23 protein-coding genes are annotated in these 21211 nt (G+C 60.2%); 8 read left to right on the top strand and 15 right to left on the bottom strand.

Features of this window, described 5'->3' with window-relative positions; translation table 11 throughout:
- Positions 1–118 precede the first annotated feature (118 nt).
- Positions 119–2023: a putative bifunctional diguanylate cyclase/phosphodiesterase gene (locus tag G9X68_RS01620; RefSeq protein ID WP_171601006.1), complete on the bottom strand. Its 1905-nt coding sequence runs from the start codon at positions 2021–2023 to the stop codon at positions 119–121.
- Between the two features lie 425 nt (positions 2024–2448).
- Between G9X68_RS01620 and G9X68_RS01615 the strand changes: the two genes are divergently transcribed.
- The gene (locus G9X68_RS01615) at positions 2449–2802 is read left to right on the top strand and encodes a hypothetical protein (protein WP_171601005.1); all 354 of its coding nucleotides are present in this window, start codon (positions 2449–2451) and stop codon (positions 2800–2802) included.
- Positions 2803–3034: 232 nt separating this feature from the next.
- On the top strand, positions 3035–3550 hold the full coding sequence (locus G9X68_RS01610; RefSeq protein ID WP_171601004.1) for a superoxide dismutase family protein: 516 nt from the start codon (positions 3035–3037) through the stop codon (positions 3548–3550).
- Between the two features lie 109 nt (positions 3551–3659).
- On the opposite strand, the gene G9X68_RS01605 is transcribed toward G9X68_RS01610, so the two are convergent.
- The 8 genes from G9X68_RS01605 to G9X68_RS01570 all read right to left on the bottom strand — a co-directional run bounded on the left by G9X68_RS01605 (position 3660) and on the right by G9X68_RS01570 (position 8709).
- Complete coding sequence (locus G9X68_RS01605; RefSeq protein WP_171601003.1) at positions 3660–4544, bottom strand: mechanosensitive ion channel family protein; 885 nt, start codon at positions 4542–4544, stop codon at positions 3660–3662.
- 58 nt (positions 4545–4602) lie between these two features.
- Positions 4603–5133 carry a protein tyrosine phosphatase gene (locus tag G9X68_RS01600; protein WP_171601002.1) on the bottom strand — a complete coding sequence of 177 codons (531 nt, stop codon included), beginning with the start codon at positions 5131–5133 and terminating at the stop codon, positions 4603–4605.
- Entirely contained in the window at positions 5130–5738 is a 609-nt protein-coding gene (locus G9X68_RS01595) for an HD domain-containing protein (protein ID WP_029872987.1), read from the bottom strand. The genes G9X68_RS01600 and G9X68_RS01595 overlap by 4 nt, the downstream gene beginning before the upstream one ends.
- On the bottom strand, positions 5735–6580 hold the full coding sequence (gene ygfZ / locus G9X68_RS01590; RefSeq protein WP_171601001.1) for a CAF17-like 4Fe-4S cluster assembly/insertion protein YgfZ: 846 nt from the start codon (positions 6578–6580) through the stop codon (positions 5735–5737). The genes G9X68_RS01595 and ygfZ overlap by 4 nt, the downstream gene beginning before the upstream one ends.
- 98 nt (positions 6581–6678) lie before the next feature.
- A complete protein-coding gene (locus tag G9X68_RS01585; RefSeq protein WP_171601000.1) occupies positions 6679–7437 on the bottom strand; it encodes a hypothetical protein in 759 nt (252 codons plus the stop codon).
- 16 nt (positions 7438–7453) lie between these two features.
- A complete protein-coding gene (locus G9X68_RS01580; RefSeq protein WP_003546972.1) occupies positions 7454–7711 on the bottom strand; it encodes a hypothetical protein in 258 nt (85 codons plus the stop codon).
- A gap of 103 nt (positions 7712–7814) precedes the next feature.
- Complete coding sequence (locus tag G9X68_RS01575) at positions 7815–8258, bottom strand: TIGR02301 family protein (RefSeq protein WP_011651218.1); 444 nt, start codon at positions 8256–8258, stop codon at positions 7815–7817.
- 34 nt (positions 8259–8292) lie between these two features.
- Positions 8293–8709 (bottom strand): NUDIX hydrolase, encoded by a 417-nt coding sequence (locus tag G9X68_RS01570; RefSeq protein ID WP_171600999.1) that lies wholly within the window; start codon positions 8707–8709, stop codon positions 8293–8295.
- A 74-nt stretch (positions 8710–8783) separates the two neighbouring features.
- On the opposite strand from G9X68_RS01570, the gene G9X68_RS01565 reads away from it, so the two are divergent.
- Complete coding sequence (locus G9X68_RS01565; RefSeq protein ID WP_171600998.1) at positions 8784–9104, top strand: YnfA family protein; 321 nt, start codon at positions 8784–8786, stop codon at positions 9102–9104.
- A gap of 41 nt (positions 9105–9145) precedes the next feature.
- Entirely contained in the window at positions 9146–9910 is a 765-nt protein-coding gene (locus G9X68_RS01560) for an SOS response-associated peptidase (RefSeq protein WP_171600997.1), read from the top strand.
- Between the two features lie 223 nt (positions 9911–10133).
- On the opposite strand, the gene G9X68_RS01555 is transcribed toward G9X68_RS01560, so the two are convergent.
- The 5 genes from G9X68_RS01555 to G9X68_RS01535 all read right to left on the bottom strand — a co-directional run bounded on the left by G9X68_RS01555 (position 10134) and on the right by G9X68_RS01535 (position 16399).
- Positions 10134–10280, bottom strand: coding sequence for a hypothetical protein (locus tag G9X68_RS01555; protein ID WP_168309772.1), 147 nt, complete (start codon positions 10278–10280; stop codon positions 10134–10136).
- Positions 10281–10613: 333 nt separating this feature from the next.
- Complete coding sequence (gene pssA, locus G9X68_RS01550) at positions 10614–11459, bottom strand: CDP-diacylglycerol--serine O-phosphatidyltransferase (RefSeq protein WP_171376506.1); 846 nt, start codon at positions 11457–11459, stop codon at positions 10614–10616.
- Between the two features lie 10 nt (positions 11460–11469).
- Positions 11470–12273, bottom strand: coding sequence for a phosphatidylserine decarboxylase (locus G9X68_RS01545; protein WP_264257558.1), 804 nt, complete (start codon positions 12271–12273; stop codon positions 11470–11472).
- Positions 12274–12302: 29 nt separating this feature from the next.
- Positions 12303–14180, bottom strand: a complete 1878-nt coding sequence (locus G9X68_RS01540; RefSeq protein ID WP_171600995.1) for an ABCB family ABC transporter ATP-binding protein/permease — start codon at positions 14178–14180, stop codon at positions 12303–12305.
- 212 nt (positions 14181–14392) lie between these two features.
- Positions 14393–16399 carry a LysM peptidoglycan-binding domain-containing protein gene (locus G9X68_RS01535; RefSeq protein WP_171600994.1) on the bottom strand — a complete coding sequence of 669 codons (2007 nt, stop codon included), beginning with the start codon at positions 16397–16399 and terminating at the stop codon, positions 14393–14395.
- Between the two features lie 155 nt (positions 16400–16554).
- Between G9X68_RS01535 and G9X68_RS01530 the strand changes: the two genes are divergently transcribed.
- The gene (locus G9X68_RS01530) at positions 16555–17178 is read left to right on the top strand and encodes an LOG family protein (protein WP_003558142.1); all 624 of its coding nucleotides are present in this window, start codon (positions 16555–16557) and stop codon (positions 17176–17178) included.
- A 47-nt stretch (positions 17179–17225) separates the two neighbouring features.
- Here the strand turns inward: G9X68_RS01530 and G9X68_RS01525 are convergent, their stop codons facing one another.
- Entirely contained in the window at positions 17226–18161 is a 936-nt protein-coding gene (locus tag G9X68_RS01525) for a LysR family transcriptional regulator (RefSeq protein WP_171600993.1), read from the bottom strand.
- Between the two features lie 87 nt (positions 18162–18248).
- Here G9X68_RS01525 and G9X68_RS01520 point away from each other — a divergent pair, with 87 nt between their 5' ends.
- The 3 genes from G9X68_RS01520 to G9X68_RS01510 all read left to right on the top strand — a co-directional run bounded on the left by G9X68_RS01520 (position 18249) and on the right by G9X68_RS01510 (position 21182).
- A complete protein-coding gene (locus G9X68_RS01520; protein WP_171600992.1) occupies positions 18249–19142 on the top strand; it encodes an MBL fold metallo-hydrolase in 894 nt (297 codons plus the stop codon).
- A complete protein-coding gene (locus G9X68_RS01515; RefSeq protein ID WP_168316235.1) occupies positions 19135–20142 on the top strand; it encodes an alpha/beta hydrolase in 1008 nt (335 codons plus the stop codon). The genes G9X68_RS01520 and G9X68_RS01515 overlap by 8 nt, the downstream gene beginning before the upstream one ends.
- A gap of 107 nt (positions 20143–20249) precedes the next feature.
- Positions 20250–21182 (top strand): hypothetical protein, encoded by a 933-nt coding sequence (locus G9X68_RS01510; RefSeq protein WP_168316236.1) that lies wholly within the window; start codon positions 20250–20252, stop codon positions 21180–21182.
- Positions 21183–21211 lie beyond the last annotated feature (29 nt).

Here is a 21211-nt window from a genome sequence, read left to right as displayed (position 1 = left end):
TCGGGCGACATCATGCTCTAACTATATATTGTAGAACAGGATTCAGATTTTAGGCCAGGTCGGCCTAAAATCATCCTGTTCTAACGGCTTGCCGTACGAGTCGCAATCGAGGGTGATCTCAGCGCTTGGCTTTGGGGAGACGCGTCACGCCGCCGTTCTTCGGCGGCAGGGAGAGAAGATAGGGCACGTCACGCGCCGGTCGCGGCGGGCTGATGTGATAGCCCTGGATCTCGTCGCATTCCTCGCATTCGAGCAACGCCAGCTGCTCGGCCGTCTCGACGCCTTCGACGGTGACGCGCATGCCAAGCGCATCGCCGAGCAGGATTATCGCGTGCATGATCGCATGCGCTTCCTTGTTGTCGACGATGTCGTTGACGAAGGATTTATCGATCTTGATCTTGTCGAAGGGGAAGCTCGAGAGGTAGCTCAACGAGGAATAGCCGGTTCCGAAATCGTCCATCGAGATTCGGATGCCGCGCTCCTTCAGCGCATGCAGGATCGGCAGCACTTCGCTCAGATTTTCCATCAGCACGCTCTCGGTGATTTCGAGTTCGAGCCGCGACGGCGACAGCGCGGCGGCGGCAAGCGCCTCGCTGACATCGCGCGTCAGGTCGCTGCTGCTGAACTGGATTGCCGAAACGTTGACGGCGACCTTGATGCCTTCCGGCCATAACGCTGCATCGTTGCAGGCCCGGCGCAAAACCCAACGGCCGATATCGACGACGAGGCCGACCTCTTCGGCAAGCGGAATGAAATCCATCGGTGGAACGCGGCCTCGGACCGGATGGTTCCAGCGGATCAAAGCTTCGAAGCCGCAGATGCGCCGCTGCGAGAGGTCATAAAGCGGCTGGTAATGCAGCTCGAATTCCTCGTTCTCGACGGCTGCTCTGAGGTCTGCCTCCAGCGCGTGGCGCAGCTGCATCTGCGCTTCCATCTCACTGGCGAAGAAGCGCTCGCGTTTGCGCCCGTCCGCCTTGGCATGCGACAGCGCCACGCCGGCATTTTTCAGCAGAATATCGGTTTCCTCACCATCCTCAGGGGCGATTGCGATGCCCATGGAGACGCTGAGCTCCACCTGTTTCTCGCCGTGGAAGAATGGTTCGGAAAGCTCACGACGGATCTGCTCGGCAAGCGCCGTCACGTTCCACGGCTGCTGCTTGCCCGTCTGCAGGATGGCGAATTCGTCCGAGCCGAGGCGCGCCAGGGTGTTTTCCGAACCGGCCGAGGCTCGGATGCGCTCTGCGACTTGCTGTAGGATCTTGTCGCCGACTGACACGCCCATCGTGTTGTTGATCGATTTGAACCGGTCGAGATTGAGATGGACGAGGGCGATCTGCTCATCGGGCTTGCGTTCTGTGAGCGTCGCATCGACCTGCTCGCGGAAATGGATGCGGTTCGGAAGGCCGGTCAGCGGGTCGTGGTGGGCGAGATAGGTGATGCGCTCGGCCGCCCTTCGATCCTCGGTGATATCGGCATGAATGGAAATGTTGCTGCCGTCGGAAAGGATAGTCACCATGCTCTGGATGATGCGGCCATCATCCATCAACCATTCGCGCCGACGGATACCTCTGCTTCTTGCGTTTGCGGAGGAATGTCGCCCGGTCCGCCGGCCGGGCTTGGCGCTGGCGCTCTCCGTGCCGCGCATTTTGGCCGTGAGATCGGCGATTGTCGCGCCAGCAATGACATCTTCATCCGTTAGGTCGAAGAGCTGACGGAAGCGGATGTTGGAAAGCGTCAACCGCTGGTCGGCGTCGAAGACGCTGAGACCAAGCGGCAGGTTGTTGAGGATGATTTCGAAGAGTTTTTTCTGTCCGTCGAACGCCTGGCTGAGGGCTGAAATATTGCCTCTCAGCCTATGGTTCTCCCTCAACAATGTTTCAGCGCTTCGCTCGATTTCGCCATAGTCGCTTTCGTGGACGCGGTAGGTCGCGATCACCAGCTCCATCAGACGCTGCGCATCGACCGATCCATCGGCCGTGACGGCCTGGCTGCATTGCTGCCAGAAGAGCGCTTCAGCTTTCATGTGGGCGCGTCCAGTGGGACGGCTGCGACGGCAATGATCGTCTTCAACTGATGAACGTACCTCATCGCTTCGGAAAACCTTTCTAAAGTGAACATAAAATTGATTTTTTATAAGCCGAACGTCAAGGTGGTGCCTTGCAACGCCCATTCTGGATGGGCTGGATTAATATTCGGTTGCAGTGCAGCAGCGATGGCAGTTTGTTAGACGTTTGTTTTCTATGTGAAAAATCGCTGAAATACCGGTAGAGCCCGTTGTCTGACGCAGGCGGAAGGTTGGCCTCGGCGCATTCCGTTAACTCTTGTCAATCATCGTTAATGAGAAGTTAACAACTTATTGACGCACTGCGCAAATCAGTTTAACCACCGAGTCAACACTGATTTTCCACGTTCGTATTGCGTACAAACACCACCGGCAAAAGGCGGTGAATGGAGGTTTGTATGACCAGCACCACATCCGTTTCAGACACCTCATATGCATATCTGGCGACGCTTTCGCGTCTCGATGCCAATGGCGATGGCGTCCTCAGCCGCGGCGAACGCGCCGCCGATGAGAAGCCCGGCATCATCAAGGAACTCCTGGAAGACGACACGAGCGGCGACACGCAGCCGAAATTTTCCGGCAGCCTCATCGCGCTGATGATGGACACGCGCAACAGTGGCGCGGCAAGCAGCATCGCGGTTTCCTATCCGTTGCAGCAGACCGCGCCGGCGACCGGCGATCAGTCCGACGATCTCTACCGCAACACTTACGGCCAGTTCGACTTCAACGCTGTCGCCTGACGACCGGCGTCTCAATTCGGGTAATCTGCAAGCCGGCCGTTTGGCCGGCTTTTCTCGTCCGATATTTGTGCGGATAACGCCGAAAATAGGAATGATTTTCCGAAAGGATTATGCGCCAATTTAAAGTCGTAGAGCGTCCCTAGCGCGTCCTGTCGGACACGCGACGCTCGGGATCAGGAACACCTTCCGGTTTGACACGTTCAGAAGGACAACTGGACGGAAGGAGATCTCCATGGAAGCCATGCGCATTATCGCCGCCCTGAGCCTGCTTGCGGTTGCATTGCCGGCAGGCGCTCAGGACAAGCAGACGGCGGTCGCCAATTTCGTCGGCAAGGACGGCAAGGAAGACGGTCGCGCACAGCTGACGGCTGCCGCCACTGGCGGCGTCCTGATCGAAGTCGAGATATCGGGACTGCCGGCGAACAAATGGGTGGCCTTCCATGTTCATGAGACCGGCCGCTGCGACGCCGCGACCCATCACGAATCGGCGGGCGGTCATTTCAATCCTGAGAAGGCGGAGCATGGCATTCTTGCCGCCAAGGGTCCGCACGCCGGCGACATGCCCAACCAATATGTCGGGCAGGACGGCGTGCTGCGGGCACAGATTTTCGACAGCATGGTCACGCTTGACGGCAAGACCGACGGTATTCGCGGCCGCGCATTGATGGTGCACGCCAATTCGGATGATTATCGCAGCCAGCCTTCTGGTGATGCCGGCGAAAGACTTTCCTGCGGCGTCATCCAATAGCTACGGCACAATTCCTTAAATCGGAATCGATTGAAGGACAAAGCTATGCAGCAATTTCAACGTGCGCACAGCGTCGCTGGTCTTAAAAGGTCCGCGGCGCTGCAATGTCTTACTGCCGCGTCTGCGTCGGTCTTTCGGCGGTTGCCCCGCCATTGGACTTTTTTGACGGCGCGGCATCTGAAGCATTCGCCACAGCGGCAGGATTCTCGTCGAAGGCGAGTTTCACGCGCTTCACCATGTCACGGCTGACAAGCCACCAATCGCCGGTCTTTGCCCAATAGCGCAGCGTTACGGAGATCGCACTGTCACCGAGGCTATCGATGAAGACGCTGGGTGCCGGTGACGTCAGCACTCTGGAATCAGCTTTGGCAAGGCCCATCAGCCTCTCCATCGCCAGATCGATGTCGTCCTCAGGGGCGACACTGATTTTCAGCTCGTCCCGCCGCGTGGGCTCGCGGCTGAAATTGGTAATCGGCGTGTTCCAGAGCGTCGAATTCGGCGCCAACCGGTAGAGCCCGTCGCCAGTTCTGAGTTCGGTTGCAAACAATCCGATTTCACGCACCGTGCCCGCCACGCTGCTGGTCTCGATATATTCGCCGACGCGGAACGGCCTGAGGATCAACAGCATGATGCCGGCGGCAATATTCTGCAGCGTCCCTTGCAGCGCCAGTCCGATCGCCAGGCCCGCCGCGCCGAGGGCGGCGATGATCGAGGCGGTCTGGACGCCGAATTGACCGAGCACGGTGATGAACACCAGGATGAGCAGCGCATAGCGCAGCACATTGGTGAAGAATCGCGCCAATGTCTCGTCGATGCCATGAACGCGCGACAGGCCTTCATAAGCCCAGCGGCTGGCAAAACCGGCGAGTGTCCAGCCAAGGACGAGCAGGATCACCGCTCCGAGGACGGAGAAGGAATATTGCACGGCAAGTGCGCTTGCCTGGCTGAGTGCCGTTCGCGTGGCGAGGAGGACATCGGCTGCCTGTTGTTCCATGATCTGGCCCTGTCGGTTGTTCGTGGTCGGGGGCTAGATGGAGCGGCTGGCGGGAGCGTCAACCGCAGGCGGCGTCTCGGATCGCAAGCACGAAGGGCGCATTGCCGTCGGCATCGGCACCGCGTCCGATTGCCCGCACCGCCGCGACAAGCCGGCCGCCGCGGTTAAGCAGCGCGTCACCGATCTCGATCAGCCGGGCATTCGGCGTTGCGAAAGGCGAGGCGGCCCGCAGCCGGCCGGCAAGCGTTTCCTCGCTCTGATCGGGTGCCAGCGACAGCGCGGCAATGAGCGCTGCGGCCGGCGATCGCGACACGCCCATCCAGCAATGGATAAGCAGCGGCGTCTCCTGCCGCCACGAGGCGGCAAAGTCGATAATCCCGCGTACATGCGTCTCGCCAGGCGCCACGAGATCGCCGGTGCCTTTGAAGGTGATATCGTTCATACCAAGTGTCAGATGGCGCTCGGCCGCGATCACGCCCGGCCGGTGAAAGGCTTGCTCCTTGGCGATCAGGCTGATCATGTCACGCGCCTTGTGCCGCACTGCCATTTCTGCGATGCGCGACAGCGGCGAGACGACGATGAAGGTCACGACACCATCTCCCGTTCGACCTCGATCGCCGCGAAGCGCTCGCAGAACAACCGCTGCGCTTCGATCGCGGGCAGGGGCTCGATCATCAGCATGTCCTTGCTGATGCCGCGCGGCTGGCCGAAGAATTTCTGTGCCTCGGCGGGTGTGAAACCGGCAAGCACGGTCGCTTCGAAATAGGCGGCGATCGTGTCGGCTTTTTTGATCCGGTCCTTGAGATCGCGCGAGGGATGCGGCGGCAGGCCGAAGCGCAGATGCACGGCAGCCTCCAGCCGCTTTTCCACCGTCTTGTAGCCGCCGCCGACCACCGATTTGAACGGCGAGATCATGTCGCCGATCACATATTCGGGTGCATCGTGCAGCAGCGCCATCAGGCACTCCTGCGGCCGCGCGTCGTTGAAGCGGCGGAAGATATCCTCGACGACGAGACTGTGCTGGGCCACCGAAAAGGCATGATCGCCGGAGGTCTGGCCGTTCCAGCGGGCCACGCGCGCAAGCCCATGGGCGATGTCGATCAGTTCGACATCGAGCGGCGAAGGGTCGAGCAGGTCGAGCCTGCGCCCGGACAGCATGCGTTGCCAGGCACGCGGAGCTTTCGTCGTTGTCACGCGCTGGCCTCGTCGGCGCTGGCGGGAAAGACGAGACCGGACCATACCGGCAGGGCAAGAGAAACAGGCGTTTCGCCGGCCAGCAGCGGCGTGCCTGCCGCCATCGCGGCGCTGGCGCGGTCGATGCGCACGATCGCAAGTCCATTGCCGCCGTCGACCGAACCGAGCGTTCCGACCGGCTTGCCCGCGGCGGTAATCTCCGTCCCGGTCCCCGGCAGATCCGTTGCGGCGGACACCGTCACGACGCGCCGGCGCGCAGTGCCGCGATGCTGCATGCGCGAGACGACCTCCTGCCCGACATAGCAGCCTTTCCTGAAGGAGAGGCCGCCGTTGAAATCCATCAGCACGTCATGCGGGAAGGCGTCCTGCAGGGCGAAGTCAGATCCTGATGCGACGATGCCGTGGCTGATGCGCAGCGCGTCGTAGAGCGCCTCTGCACCATCTCCGTGTCTCCCTGCCCGGCGGGTCAGCGTGACGCCCGCCTTGGCGAAGCGACTGTCTCGGGCGCCTTGGCTGCCCTCGGCATCCTCGCCCCAGGAAACGGTGACACCCTCTTCGGTGCTTGGCGCAACTGTGACGGCGGCGCGCAGCTTGTACATCGTCAGCCGCTTCAGCAGGCCGTCGCGCTGGCCGGCATCGGTCTCGATCATGTAACCTTCGCCGTCCTGCCAGATCATGAAGTCGAACAGGATCTTGCCCTGCGGCGTCAGCAATGCCCCGGGCCGCGCCTCGTCGGCCCCGAGCGCAGTGATATCGGTGGTGATCAGGTTCTGCAGGAAGGATTGGGCCTCCGCGCCGCTGACGAAGAGCAAGGAGCGGTCTTTTAGGAATACGGCTGGCATGGCGGAACCTGTCGCGTTGGTCATCGCTCAGAGGTATGTCTTCACGAGGTGGATCGCAAGCGCCATGCGAAACGTGAAAAGCGCAGGCGAGACAGGCATCAATCGCCCGCTGTGAAGAATTTCCATTTACCCTCAGGCGTAATGCCGAGGCGATAGAAATTATATCCGCCGAATTCCTGCATGTCGGAGAGATCGCCGGCCGTGACGATGCGCAGCAACTCGACGCGCTCCGGCGGTGTCAGCGACTTCAGGTCCTTCTCGGCAAAATAGGGCCAGACATACATGTCGTCTGCTGTGCCCTGGCCGACATGCACGAAGCCGGTCGAGATGATGTCGAGCATGATGGCAAGGATCTCGTCGCCATCGGGATCACCCGACAAATCCTTCAGCGTGCCGATCGGATCGTCGGTCGGTTCGCCCACAGTCACCTGCGTTTGGTCGGCGCCGGCGCCCATCAGCGGCCGCAGCCGCTCGAGATCGCCAGAGGCAGCCGCCTCGACGATCTGCTCGCGCATCTTGCGAACCGGCTCTGGCACCTTGCTGATGTCGTAGATCACCTCGGCGGGCTTGGAATTGTCCTGAGCGCCCGGCGTCTTGTCGACACCCTGATTGTTCTGGTTGTTGACCAGCGGATCGGCCATGGGAACACCGGGAGTGGTCCCGCCCTGCGGCTGGCTCTGTCCCTGAGCGCTTCCCTGTGCGGGCGGCGCCTCATTGGCCGCCTGGCCGGGGATCTTGTGCAGTTCGGAAAGCGCGTAGGCTGCCGGCGCAAGGAAAATATTGCCGGCGGCGAGGCTGAACGCAAGCAGCACCGGCGCGAGCGAAATTCGCGAAACTTTCTCTTTACCGGTGTGCATCAAACTCTCTGATAAATTATTGCAGGGTGCGGTTCGCGGAGAATTCGCCGGCAAGCATGCGCTCACGCAGCGAATCGAGCAGGGCTTCGGCGCTCTTTTCCCCATGCAATCTGATCGTCTCGCGCAGCGCATGTGCAATGGCAGCATCAGCGATGATTTCAGGCTCGATCCCGTCGGCCATGCCGTCGGCCCAAGCCTCGTTCTGGTACTCCAGAGCTGCCTGCATCTTTTCGTGGACGATCATGTCGTCGATGTCGTTGAGGCTTGCTTCCATTGTCTTTTCCTCAGAACTTCTCATGTCTTACTGCACAGTTAACAACACTAACAGCCTTTTCCCAAAACGACACGTCCGCTTGCGAAAACAGGTTAATTAAACGTCAATTTCCAAAGCGCGAGGTAATTTCTGTGGCAAGTGTTGCACCTTCGTTACGGTAGCGCTCTTCTGCCACGATGGCCGCCGGGGTGCAATCCGTATAGACCGAGGCGAAGGCGCGATAGCCGCGATTGAAGGCCGCCGTCAGCTTTTCCTTGCGCTGCGGCTCGTTGCCGGTCTCCGAATCGAGCAGCTGCTGCATGCCGTTTCGCCACTCGTCGCCACCCGCCGCCTTGCAGAGTGTTCTTAAATAATGCACCGAACCCAGCACCTCGGCGAACCGCGCCAGCTTGTCGTCATAGGGCACGCTCACGATCGGCGGTGCAATCTCCTCCTCCTGTGGAGGCGGCGTATTCTTGCCCTGCGCCATCGTGGGGCCGGCGAGCACGAGCAGGGACAGAAAGACGCGTCGAACGGGAATCATGCTCACAGTTGATACGCTCAGCATGACGGCAACAAGGCGTGCTTTAAAATTTCCACGTCTATTCGCCGCCCGAAAGCCGCTCTGCGCATTCGAGCACGCTCTGTGGCACGGGCAATTGCCGGATTTCCTCCACAGTGTACCAGCCGAGGGCGGCCGCATCGTCGGCGGCTTCCGCCACGGCATCTCGATCCGCATCGACGCGAAAGACCGACAGCAGGAAATGGCTGTTGACGCTGCCGTCGGCCGCATGCGTCTTCAGGTCGTAGGTCGAAAACAGCCTCGGATTGCGTGCCGAAATGCCGGTCTCTTCATGGAGTTCGCGTAATGCCGTTTGCTCCGGTGTTTCACCGGGCTCGGCCCGCCCGCCGGGAAAGGCATACATATCGGCGGAAGGCGGGTTGCGCCGCAACACCAGAAGGAATCGTCCGTCGCGTTCGAGAATGGCGGCGGAGCCGGGTTTGGCGGTAGAGATCATCGGAGGCTGCTCTGTTGCTGTGATGGTTTATCTTATCGGATGAATAGTGCGACGGGGATTCGAAAGGTGCTTCCGTGACCTACATCATCTTTGCCTTTGCCGCCCTCTTCGAGATCGCCGGCTGCTTTGCCTTCTGGGCATGGCTGAAGCTCGAAAAGCCCATCTGGTGGCTGGCGCCGGGCATAGTCTCCTTGGCGCTTTTCGCGTGGCTTCTGACGCTGGTGCCGAGCGAAGCTGCCGGCCGTACCTTCGCGGCCTATGGCGGCATTTATATCCTCGCCTCGCTGCTCTGGCTCTGGCTGGTCGAAGCCCGCGTGCCTGATCGTTACGATATCGGCGGTGCGCTAATCTGCCTTGCCGGCGCCAGCCTTATCCTCTTCGCGCCGAGAGGCTGAGGCGTCTTGACCGGATACGTGCCGGGTGCAAAGACAGACCGATGTGTGGACGTTTCGCCCTGACAGTCTCCAGCGTCGACCTGAGCGACGTCTTCTCCGGTCTCGATCTCGACGATTTTCCGGCGCGCTACAACATCGCGCCGACGCAGCCGATCCTCGTCGTCATATCAGGCGAGGGCAGAGAGCAGGGCAGCAACTTGGCCGACCGGCGCGCCGTGCTCGTGCGCTGGGGCCTCACGCCGGGCTGGGTCAAGGATCCGAGAGATTTCCCGCTGCTGATCAATGCGCGCTCCGAAACCGCGATTGGCAAGGCCTCTTTCCGCGCCGCCATGCGTCATCGCCGCGTGCTCATTCCGGCCTCCGGTTTCTATGAATGGCATCGCCCGTCGAAGGAAAGCGGCGAGAAGCCGCAGGCTTACTGGATCAGGCCGCGCCAAGGTGGAGTGATCTCCTTTGCCGGGCTGATGGAGACATGGTCCTCGGCCGACGGCTCCGAGGTCGATACCGGCGCGATCCTGACGACGTCAGCCAATTCGGGCATTTCAGCGATCCATGATCGCATGCCTGTCGTCATCAAGCCCGAAGATTTTTCGCGCTGGCTCGATTGCAAGACGCAGGAACCGCGCGAGGTGGTCGACCTGATGCAGCCGGTTCAGGATGATTTCTTCGAGGCCGTACCGGTCTCCGACAAGGTCAACAAGGTTGCCAACATGGGTCCCGACCTGCAGGAGCCGGTCGTCGTCGAAAAGCCGCTGAAGGCGCCCGACAAGCACAAGCCTGACGACGGCCAACTCAGCTTCTTCTAAACACTATCCGTATAGCTACAGGCCGGTCGGCGACCGATCGGCGCCGACGTCTCAGATGAGCGGCGGCGATGCGTCGCTTCGTCCATCAGGTTTTTCGGGTTGTGCTTATGTCGCCAGAGCGTTGTCGGGAGACTTCCGGCGATCGCCTCGTCATTCACTTCGTCAGCGGTGCCTAACGCATGTAACCCGAAAGCACGCATGATTCCAATTGAAGCCTTCCGCCTCAAGCGGATTTTTTGACGCTGGTCGGCTTATGCTTCGCCATCAGCGATGCTGCGGCAACAGCCTTCAGGCCGACGGGGCGATAGTTGGCGGCGAGATCTGGCTTGGCCGTCTGCTGTTCGCCGGTACTGCTCTTCTTCGAAGTCACGATACTCTCCTTACGTGGTTCTTCCCTGGGTAATTTATAGTTTGATGTTTCGTCACGAATAGCGACAAAACGGGGGCGTAGCTTATCAGGATTTGTAAACGCCCACCATAATTCGCGAGGCTTAACTGAAGCCTACGTTGGTTAATACTTACTGAAGAGAGCAGTTCCAATAAAAGTCAGAACACGGTTTTCTGGGGAAAAGCACGGAATAGTTTTCACTCGGACAAGCGCAGAGTTTTCTCCGGGGAAAGCGCATGCTTTTCCCGGGGATAGGTCTCAACGAAGGGAGAGAAGCATTTCCGTCATTCGGAGAAGTCCGGAAATGTTCGGAGATCAGATATGCCGGCCGATATCGTCGTCGCCGATGCCGGGTTCCTCGATCGTCAGCGTCCCGTATTTCCGCCGCCATTTTCGTGCGCCGAAGGGGAGCGATATGAGGTAGGCGGCAACGGTGAAGACCATCACCTCCCAGGTGTAGCTCATCAGCAGAGCCACATAGAGCACGACGCCGAGCATCATCGGCAGCACGAGATCGCGCCGCAAGCGATTGCCTTCCGATTTTCCCGACCAGACCGGTAGCCGGCTGATCAGCAGGAAGGCGATGACCACCGTGTAGATCGACGAGAGATAGGCGAAGGTGCGGTCCGTCGCCAGCCCAAGGAAGCCGAGATAGACCGGCAAGAGCACCAGCATGGCGCCGGCCGGCGCCGGCACGCCGACGAAATATTCCGACTGCCAACTCGCCTTGTTCTCGCGTTCGGCCATGACATTGAAGCGGGCAAGGCGAAGCCCGGCGGCGATCGCATAGATCAGGGCGGCGATCCAGCCGAGCGAACGCGCCTGGTCGAGCGCGAAGACATAGACGACGAGGGCGGGTGCGACACCGAAATTGACGATGTCGGCAAGCGAATCCATCTGCGCCCCGAACTTCGAAGTCGCCTTCATCAGCCGCGCCACGCGCCCGTCGATGCCGTCGAGAAAGGCGGCGAGCAGCACCATGGCGACGGCGAGCTCATAACGGTTCTCGAAAGCCAGCCGGATGCCGGTCAGCCCGGCACAGATCGCCAGAATGGTGATCAGGTTCGGAAAGACGAGCCGGAGCGGGATTTCGCGCAGACGCGGGCCGCGGGCGGAATCATCAGGTCCATTGGGCTCGAAGGGCGGAAAGGGCGTTTCCATATCGACGTTCCTAGCTGCGGCGGCTGATGACGGGACCCTTGGCGGAGGCGAATTCGGCGATCACGGTTTCTCCCGCAACCGCCGTCTGGCCAAGCGCGACGCGTGGCGCAGCACCGGCGGGCAGGAACACATCGAGCCGCGAGCCGAAACGGATCAGTCCGAAGCGCTCGCCGGCATCCACCGGCTCGTTGGGGTTCGCCCAGCAAAGGATGCGCCGCGCCACCAGGCCGGCGATCTGCACCACGCCGATCTGGCCGTGGCCGGTTTCGATCACCAGCCCGTTGCGCTCATTGTCTTCGCTCGCCTTGTCGAGCTCGGCGTTGACGAAGCTGCCGGAGCGGTAGTTGATGCTGACGATGCGCCCGCGCATCGGCGCCCGGTTCACGTGGCAATTGAAGACGTTCATGAAGACGGAGATGCGCAACATCGGCTCGGAGCCGAGGTTGAGCTCGGCCGGCGGGGTCACCATCTGGATCGCCGAGACCTTGCCGTCGGCGGGAGAGATCACCAGATCGTCGTCCTGCGGGGTCACGCGCTCCGGATCACGGAAGAAATAGGCGCACCAGAGGGTGAAGATCATGCCGATCCAGAAGAGCGGCTTGAAGATCCAGCCCAAGACCAGCGACGCGACGAAAAAGGCGGCAACGAAGGGATAACCTTCCTTGTGCACGGGGACGATCGTGTTGCGAACCGTGTTGAACAGGCTCATGGCTGCCGGTCTCCTTGCGTTTTCATTTTTGCTGGTTAGCGAAAAACCGTCTCTGGGGCAATGCTGTGGCCTCGGCCCTGGTTCCCGCGCCGGGGTTCTGAACAACAAAAGCCGGCCGGCGTCGGTTTACCCTGTCAGCTTGCCGGAGCAAGCCGCGTTATCACGCCGAGGTCGTCGCTTTCGCGCACCTGCTTCAGATGTTCCTCCGCCTGTGTCGCCTCGCGCTGGCGGTTCCACATCGAAGCATAAAGACCGTCCCTTTCGAGGAGGGCGGCATGTGTTCCGCGCTCGGCGATCTCGCCGCTTTTGAGCACGATGATTTCATCGGCACCGATCACCGTCGAAAGCCGGTGGGCGATGACCAGCGTCGTGCGGTTTTTCGAAACCAGGTCGAGTGCCTCCTGGATCTCCCGTTCCGTCGTCGTGTCGAGCGCCGACGTCGCCTCATCGAGGATCAGGATCGGTGGCGCCTTGAGGATGGTGCGGGCGATCGCCACCCGCTGCTTCTCGCCGCCCGAAAGCTTCAGCCCGCGCTCGCCGACCTTGGTTTCGAAACCCTCGGGCAGTGTTTCGATGAAATGCGCGATCTGCGCCACCTCGGCGGCGGCAAAGACTTCGCCGTCACTGGCCGATGTGCGACCGTAGCGGATGTTGTAGGCGACCGTGTCGTTGAAGAGCACGGTATCCTGCGGCACCATGCCGATCACCGAGCGCAGGCTCTTCTGCGTCACCGTGCGGATATCCTGACCGTCGACGGTGATTGCGCCGCTCTGGATATCGTAGAAACGATAGAGCAGGCGCGACAGCGTCGATTTGCCTGCACCCGACGGACCGACGACGGCGACGGTCTTGCCGGCCGGCACTTCGAAGGAAATGCCTTTCAGGATCGGACGGGCCGCATCATAGGCGAAATGCACGTCCTTGAAGGAGATCGCGCCCTGGCCGATCCGCAGTTCGGTCGCATCGGGCGCGTCTTTGACTTCGGTTTGCACCTCAAGCAAATCGAACATCTGCTCGATGTCGGTCAGTCCCTGGCGGATTTCGCGGTAGACGAAGCCGATGAAGTTGAGCGGTACGGAAAGCTGCAGCAGCATCGAATTGACGAAGACGAAATCGCCGACCGTCTGCTCGCCGCGCTGCACCGCCAGCGCCGACAGCACCAGCATGATGGTCGTGCCGATGCCGAAGATGACGCCCTGGCCGAAATTCAGCCAGCCGAGCGAGGTCCAGACATCGGTCGCCGCCTTCTCGTATCGTTCCATTGATTTGTCGAAACGCTTTGCCTCCATCTCCTCATTGCCGAAATATTTGACGGTCTCGAAATTGAGGAGAGAGTCGATCGCCTTGGTGTTGGCGTCGGTATCGCTGTCGTTCATCGACCGGCGGATGGCGATACGCCAGTCGGATGCGCGGATCGTGAACCAGATATAGGCCCAGACGGTGAAGGCGGTGACGGCGAGATAGGAGAAGCCGTAGCCCCACCAGAAGATCGCTGCCGTCAGCAGGAATTCGATGACGGTCGGGACCGAATTGAGGATCGTGAAGCGCACGATCGTCTCGATACCCTTGGTGCCGCGCTCGATAATGCGCGACAGCCCGCCGGTCTTGCGCTCGAGATGGAAGCGCAGCGACAGCTCGTGCATGTGCACGAAGGTCCGGTAGGCGAGCTGGCGCACCGCATGTTGTCCGACACTGGCAAAGAGCGCGTCGCGCAGCTGGTTGAGGCCGAGCTGGATCAGCCGGGTGATGTTATAGGCGATCACCAGCGCGATGGCGCCGGCCAGCAGCGGCGGCACTGAGCCGGCAAGATCCATCCTGCCGTTCAGCGCATCGGTCGACCATTTGAAGAAATAGGGAACGAGCAGCAGGACGAATTTGGAGATCAGCAGGTAAACCGAGGCCCAGACGACGCGCATTTTCAAGTCGGGCCGGCCGGCCGGCCACATGTAGGGCCAGAGGTTGAGAAGCGTCTGCGCCAGGTTGGATTCCGAGACTGTCTTGCCGTTTGCCATGCTTGTCTCCAGCCCGGATGGGCTTGCCCCGATTGAGGCGCTTCGATGTCGGCAAGAGCGCGGAACCGGAACGGGCCTGAAAGCGCTTCCCACAACCCGCAGCCGCCACCGCCAGATAGGGTGCCGGGCGGACGAATACAACAATTGCTGGGGTAAGGAAACGACAAGGCCGGGCGCTTATCCCGCCCGGCCTTGTCGTGTTGTTTTACAGCTTAGAGATGCTGGCCGGACATGCGCTTGCGGTGCAGCTCTTCGGCATTCGGCAATACATCCTTCGGCAGGCCGAAGATCTGACCGGGGCGAATGCGATCGGGATTCATGATCTTGTCCTCGTTGGCGATATAGATCGTCGTGTAACGGACGCCGAGGCCATAGGTGCGGCGCGAGATCTGCCACAGCGTGTCGCCGCGGCGAATGATGACCGCCGCGTTATTTGCCGTCAGCGGCGCCTGTTCGATCGTCTTCGGCTGGTTGCTTCCGACATCGTCTGCAGATGGCGTTGCCGGCGCGGGTGCAGCGGTGAGTTCGGCGATCATCCCGCCCAGCTTGTCGAGTGCGGCACCGACGGACTTCGCATCCCCAGGCAAGCCTTGCAGCAGCTTCAGCGCATTGCCGGCGATCTGCGAGGAGGAACCCGACGATTGCTTGAAGACATCAGGCGCATCGGCGGCCGGACGGAAGTCGGCGACGGAGCGCAGCGCGAATTCCGTTGCCGAGCGCGCCGCCGCAAGCTGTTCGGCCCCGGGCAGCTTGCCATCGGCAAATAGCCCCTTCAGCAGCCCGAAGGCTTTGCCGACTTCTGCTTTGAGTTTGCCGAGCTCGCCTTCGTCGAGCGGCACCATCGAGGAAGCACCGTTCGCGTCGGCGGGCGCCGATTGCGCGGCAACCCTCACCTGATCGCCGGCCGGGCGATTGAAATTCACCGCCGCACGCACGATCACCTTGCCTGCGGGATCGACGACATCGACGCGGATCTTGTGGTCGCCGACCGAAAGCGCCACCACGCCGTCGATGACGAAATGGCCGTCGGAGCCGGCCGTGTCCTGGCCGATGAGGCTGTCGTCGGCATAACCGATGACCTTGGCGTTGGCGCGTGTCGTGCCGGCGACGAAGATCTTGTTGCCTTCGATCTCGACGGCATTGACCATCACGTCGGGCATATTCGTATTATCCGGTGCTGCGGTGCCGGGAATGGCCGGCGCGGTATCAGCGCCACCGGAGGGGGTGTCGGTGAGGTTCGGCGTCTGCAAAGCCAGCTCGCCGGTTGCCGGCTTGTCAGCAGGCGGCACCATCGGATTGGAGGCATCGGCAACTTCGGTTCCGGCCTTCGGCGCGGTGATGATGCGGCTCGCCGCGCCGGGTTTGGAAACCATGGCGAGCAGATTGGCGCCATTACCGTCTTTCGGCACGGAAATGGTCGCGACTTCTTCGGAAAGCGTGCTCTTGCCGTCCTTGCCTGTGAACTTGAGCACGAGCTGATGGTCGCCGGCCGGAAGCGGATCGTCGAGAACGGCAGCAAAATCGCCGCTCGCATCGACATTGGCCGTCGTCACCACCTTCTCGCCGTCGAGCACCTCGAGCTTGCCGTTCGGTTCGGCCGAACCGGCAATCACCGTCGATCCGTCGGGCTCGACGCGCAAGACGTCGAAGGCCGGAAGCTTCGGGCCGGTATTTTCCGCTGCCGTATTCGCCCCAGGGGCGGTGTCCGGCGCACCGGTCAGCGCAACCTCGGCCTTGGCGATCGCGGCAAGCGCATCGGCAATGTTCTCGGGCAGCGACCGGACAATGGCGAGCGCCTTCGCGCCACCGTCCTTGGCCTTGGCGGCAAGGGTCTGGGTCGCGGGATCGAGGCCCTCGGGAATGGTGAAATCGGCAAGCGCGGTCAGCGCGTTGACGGCCTTGGTCTTGGCGGCAGTGAAGACATCGATGGCCGGGCCTTTGCCGTCGGCAAACAGCGCCTTGAGCTCACTGAGCGATACGCCGGCATCGGCCGAAAGGCGACCCACCTGGTCGGCGACCGCAGCCGCGTCGCCCACGGCGGAGCGCGATGTCTTTGCCGCCTCGTTAACCGTGTTCTTGACCTCCGTGCCCGCCTGGTTGATGGCGTCGCCGACCTTGGTTGCATCGCTGCCGATGCGCGGCATGACGACAAACACCATCAGTAGGATTGCGATTGCGAGCACTGCAAGGGCCAGCAAGCCGGCACGGTTCTTCATCATTATGTCTCCCAAGGCGGCAATTTGCCGTAATACCCAAAATTGCTAGCGATTCCCGTTGCTTTCCACAAGCATTCAAAGCAATTAGGCAAGCTAGGCATGCTGCTTTTCAGTCAATTTTCTTGACTGCATTGAAATGGAATAGTTGTTTTGCCCTCATGACCGAACAATCTGTATCGATTCGATCCATCTGCGTTTACTGCGGCTCCAGGCCGGGACGCGATCCTTCCCACATGGCGGCCGGGCGTGCTCTCGGAAGAGAGATCGCCGAATACGGCCTGCGCCTCGTCTATGGCGGGGGTACCAAAGGCATCATGGGCGCGGTTGCCAGCGGCGTGCTTTCGGGCGGCGGTCAGGTCACGGGCATCATTCCCGAATTCCTGATCGATATGGAAGCGACTCGCCACTCGCTCGGTCAGCTCAACGAACTCATTGTAACCCCTGACATGCATGCGCGCAAACACACCATGTTCGAGCGCTCCGATGCCTTCGTGGCGCTGCCCGGCGGCATCGGTACGCTGGAGGAGATCGTCGAGATCATGACCTGGGCGCAGCTCGGCCGCCATGAGAAGCCGATGGTCTTTGCCAACGTCAACGGTTTCTGGGATCCGATGATGGAACTGATGCGCCATATGACCGAAGAGGGCTTCCTGCACACCGCCCACCGGGTGCAGCCGCTCGTCGTCGACGAGATCTCCGGCATTATTCCGGCGATCATGGCCCAGGCAGCCCAACTCGCCGCCGATCGTGACGGCGAGGACGAAGTGATTTCGAAAATGTAGGCGGGGCAGGGGGCCCCTGGCGCGGTCAAGCTATATTGCAGGCGAATTCAGCTATAAGCCGAAACAAGCTGCGTCACCTGAGATCGCATCCATCGGTTGGCGGGATCATTGTCGCTTGCCGCCGACCAGACCATCGATATCGGGCTTACCGTTAAATCGAGGGGAACGTCGGCGACCGCCAAGCCAAACAGGCCGGCATACCGCTTCACGATTCTGCTCGGCAGGGTCGCGATCAAGGGCGCTTCCAGGACAGCGGTAAGCACAGTCAAAAATTCCGGAGCCGCCACCGACACGTCGAGATGCACGTTAATGCGCTTGAGGGCTGTATCAATGCAGCCTTCGATGGCATCCTTTTGGGAAACCAGTGCATGCTTCAGCCCGAGATAGGTGTCACGATCCAATATTTCGGGAAGTTCAACAAGCCTCGGATTGTAGCAACACATCAGAGACTGCTCGAATAGCAGGCTTCGCCGATGTCTATTGTTGCCGTCATCAAAGCAGCCGACGCCAAGATCGATGACAGTGTCGTCAAGAAGCTTGTGAACCAGTTCCGGATCGACCGAACGGGCAAGCACTTTGATACCCGGGGCTGTCTCGTTCAGCATGGCCGCCAGACGCGGCACCAGCAACACCTCCAACTCACTGGAAAAACCGATGCGGAATATCTGCTCCGCCCGACCAGGTTCGAAGGTCGTCGAAGTTACAATTGCTTGCTGTGTGCGGCTCAGTATCTGCTCTACGGCTTCCGCGAACTGTAGCGCTCGATGGGTTGGCTGCATCACCTGGCCGACACGCACAAAGAGCTCGTCCTGGAGCAATGTCCGAAGAGTTCCGAGATTGTGGCTCATGGCAGGCTGCTGGATTTTCAGGCGAACAGCAGCCTTCGTCACGCTCCGCTCCTTCATGAGCGCATCGAACGCAACAAGCAGGTTCAGGTCGAAGGACCACAAATTGAAATGATCGATGGAGACAATCTCATTCATCGATTTGATCGTTCCACGAATTCTTCTTATTGTCCATGGCCATCAGACAGCGCTGTCCCGGTTCAGTTCAATTTGAAAGGAAGTTCCATGAGCGATCTTGGAAAGGAATATCATATTGCCGGCGTTACGGTGAGGAAAGTGCAGGAACAGTACCTGCACGACGTACCGCCCTCGTTTCTTTACCCGAGCGCCAAATCTGAAGAGATCAAAGCGATCGGGCCCATGCTCGCCGGGATCGATATGGACGAGGACCGCGACACCCTTGTCGTCAGCATACACACCTGGCTGGTAAAGACGCCCGATCACGTCATTCTGATTGATACGGGTTCGGGTAACGACAAGGAAAGGCCTCGCAACCCCGGTTTTCATCATCAGACCATTCCATTTCTCGACAGACTGCGTCGTGCAGGTGTTGCGCCGGAAGATGTTGACTTCGTCATAAATACCCATCTCCACGTCGATCATTCCGGCTGGAATACCGTGCTGCAGGATGGGAAATGGGTCCCCACTTTCAAGAATGCGCGTTACATCTTTCCGCGCGTCGAGCAGGAATACTACTCGTCAACGGCCAGCCACAACGACGTCAATATTCCCAGTTCCGGCGTCTATGAAGACAGCGTATGGCCCGTAATCGACGCGGGGATTGCTGATTTCATCGACAGGGAAGGTGGCACATTCCTGGATCGCTTCACCTTCTTGCCGACGCCCGGGCACAGCATCGGCCACATGTCCGTTTTGCTGGAAGCGGATAATGAATCGGCAATATTCGCAGGCGATGTCATGCATCACCCAATCCAGGTGGAACGTCCGGACTTCAACACGGTCTTCTGCGAGTTTTTGGACCTGGCGGCCCAGTCCAGACGGCGCGTACTTGAACTCACAGCCGACAAGCACGCGATGTACTTCTCAACGCATTTCCCCGGCTCGTCTGCCGGATATGTCACCCGCGATGGCGAAAAATTCAGGTGGTCCTATGTCTAAGAACAAGCTCACATTTTCAGGTTTTCACGCCGGCGAGATTGCATTCGAAGAGCACTACGTCGATAGCGGAACCGATGGCATCAAGCTCTATGTCCGCAACAAGATAAGGAAAGACCATAAAGCCTTTCTCGCGGAGAGAACCATCGTGATGGTGCACGGGGCGACCTTCTCATCCGGAAGTCTTTACGATGTTCCTTTCAACGGGATCTCCTTCATTGACTTCCTTGCATATCAAGGCTTCGACGTCTTTGCGGTTGATGTCCGGGGCTACGGAAAGTCCGGCCGACCGCCGGAAATGCTGGCGGAGCCCGATCTGAACCCGCCACTTGTCGCCACCGACACTGGTGTTGCGGACTTCGCTACGGCGGTCGATTTCGTCCTCCGACTTCGCGGTCTCAAGGCCGTCAACGTCTTCGCAATGTCGTGGGGTGGTACCGTGGCGGGCGCATATGCCGCGCGCAACGGGGACAAGGTTGTCAAGCTCGCGCTGCTCGCGCCGCAATGGCTCAGCGACATTCCCATCCCGATTGACCAGGGCGGCCCCCTGGGTTCCTATCGGCTTGTTCCGGTTCACGCCGCCTTGGCTCGTTGGTTGAGCACGGCACCCGAATACGCGCGTGAACGTCTTGTTCCCGAGGGCTGGTTCGATCTTTGGGCAAAATTCACGCTTTCAGAAGAGACCTCGGAAGCTGACAGGGAGCAAGGAAAACTCCGAGCCACCAACGGTCCCATCCAGGACATCCGCACCTATTGGAGAGCGGGAAATCCTTACTATCAGCCGAGCGAGATCCGCTCTCCGGTGCTGCTGTTGCATGGCGAGTGGGACATCGACGTTCCGCTTGATCTGGCGCAGGCCTATTTCAAGCAACTCACCGGCACCCCTTACCGGCGATGGGTCGAAATCGGAGAGACGACACACCTCGCCCTCATGGAAAGCAACCGCATGCAGGTTTATTCCGAAGTTGCGGATTTCTTCGATGAGACTTTCAAACCGGAATAGGAATTGAACGACAAGGGGCCCCGGGGATCCGACATCCCCGGGGGCCGCGCTTCTCCTATCAGGCCGGCCGAGAATTTCAGCCTGGCCGTCAAATCCTCTCGTGTTCTATGACGATTCTGATCAATGCTATCCTGGATGCTGGGCGCAGTGCCGTCGATATTGCGATATTTACGTTTCTGCCGCTGATGATCGTGACATTCTCGCTGATGCGTTACCTCGAAGGAATGAGCGCATTGCGATGGGTCGCCGGCCGAGCCAATCCGCTCTTCAGGTCTTTCGGCTTGGATGGTTTGGGAGCCTTGGCGGTCTTACAGCTCAGCCTCGTAAGTTCGGCTGCCCCGATTGCGGCCCTGTCGCTCATGGCGCACAGAAAAACATCGGACAGATTTATGGCCGCCGCCCTCGCCGCAGTGCTTGCGGCGGCGCCGGCAAATGCCAGCTTTCCGCTCGCCGGTCTCGGTGTCGATCCCGCATTGATCATATTGAACGGCATTTGCGGAGCGCTTGTCGCGTCCACTCTTGCATATTGGATGCTTGGGCGCCGTCCTGTGTCTGGAAAGATTTGTTCCGATGACAAAGCGGATTACCACGTCGCCGCAAGGCTTGACCTGCTCGCGGCGATAAATCGCGGTGGCGCAGATGCCATTCGGGTCATTTCCTCGGTCCTGCCGGTGCTCGTGATCTCTCTTGCGCTAGTAAGACTAATCCAAAGTACAGGAGCACTCTCAGCATTCACGTCCGTTACGCAGCCCCTGCTGCAGTTGCTCGGCGTTTCGCAACAGGATGTCCTGTTCTTCCTGACGAAGTGCCTGGCAGGATCGAGCGCAGCCGTCACACTGTTATTCGACATTCACAAGGAGCTAAGCCTCCCAACCGAGAAAATCATTCATAGTTCCGCATTGCTGCTGAACCCTCTCGACCTTCCCGGTATCTCCATTCTTACCGCTTCAGTACCTGCGCTCCGACCCGTTGCAGGCGTCGCCGTCTTGTGTGCGCTGGCCGGAATCATTATTCGCGTGGCGCTGGTATCATGGCTTTGAGCCTATGCGCTCCGCCATGATGCCTCCGC

The sequence above is a fragment of the Rhizobium changzhiense genome (genome assembly GCF_013087625.1).
Classification (GTDB): domain Bacteria; phylum Pseudomonadota; class Alphaproteobacteria; order Rhizobiales; family Rhizobiaceae; genus Rhizobium; species Rhizobium sophorae.
This window is presented reverse-complemented; position numbering and strand designations above follow the sequence as displayed.